Source organism: Neisseria sp. P0014.S002 (genome assembly GCF_051958295.1).
Lineage (GTDB): Bacteria > Pseudomonadota > Gammaproteobacteria > Burkholderiales > Neisseriaceae > Neisseria > Neisseria flavescens_B.
The window spans coordinates 1-330 of the sequence record NZ_JBQCVO010000048.1 but is presented as its reverse complement, the minus strand read 5'-3'; the positions used below and the strand labels follow the sequence as shown (position 1 = coordinate 330).

The 330-nt window shown below is 45.2% G+C and carries 1 protein-coding gene and 1 pseudogene; both read right to left on the bottom strand.

All coding sequences use genetic code 11. From position 1 onward, the window contains the following. Positions 1–172: stringent starvation protein B (locus ACTHSX_RS10545; protein ID WP_440379667.1), on the bottom strand; the 172-nt coding region annotated here is incomplete at its 3' end. 59 nt (positions 173–231) lie between these two features. Then, positions 232–330 (bottom strand): annotated as a pseudogene (locus ACTHSX_RS10540) (stringent starvation protein A); the annotation flags it as partial.

Genomic DNA, 330 nt, shown 5'->3' with positions numbered 1-330 from the left:
AGTTATGGCTGGCGGTAGGACCAATATTTAAAACAATTTCATTATCACGCACATACTGCAACGGCACACGGGTATGTTCATTTACCCAAGCCACGATGTGCGGTGTTTGGTTATTATACAAACACCATTCATACAAAGCACGCAACAAATACGGGTTGGTTGAAGTTGCCATAGATCCGTCCCTTAGCGGCGCATGGCTTTTTCAGCCGGAGTCAATGCTTCATTAAAGGCTTAGCGTTGGAAAATACGCTCGGCGTATTTCAGCAAAGGCGCAGCAGATTTACCCAGTTTGATGTCGTAATAATACAAACGCCACAACAGCGGAGACAA